This is a genomic window from Adlercreutzia sp. DFI.6.23 (assembly GCF_024462535.1).
GTDB classification, from domain to species: Bacteria; Actinomycetota; Coriobacteriia; order Coriobacteriales; family Eggerthellaceae; genus Adlercreutzia; species Adlercreutzia rubneri.
This window is the reverse complement of record NZ_JANGBP010000740.1, coordinates 1-290: the sequence shown is the minus strand read 5'-3', so window position 1 is coordinate 290 and position 290 is coordinate 1. Positions and strand designations below refer to the sequence as shown.

1 protein-coding gene is annotated in these 290 nt (G+C 55.5%); it reads left to right on the top strand.

Annotated elements, in window-relative coordinates; all coding sequences use genetic code 11:
- Positions 1–290 (top strand): hypothetical protein (locus NE591_RS15290; protein ID WP_256157105.1); only part of this gene is annotated, 290 nt, incomplete at both ends.

Here is a 290-nt window from a genome sequence, read left to right as displayed (position 1 = left end):
TTTTGGCTTTGTGCGACGGGGGCTCTCATCGTCGTTATTGCCCTGCTGCCATCTTCTCTCCATCAAATAATCGCCAACGGCGTGGCGACGGTGCTTATCGTCCTTTTCCTGCTTGCTTCCCGAAAGGGGTTTGTCGTTCCGGGGGATTTGCGGGGAGGTGACATTGACGATAGCGCTTCGCAACCTTTTTTGCCCGTGGAGCTGTTCGTGGTGCAGTTCGCCGTTCTTTTCGTGATCAAGGCATGTGGGGTTATCGCTTCTCCGCACTTTGTCCTTGCATCGGGCCTGGG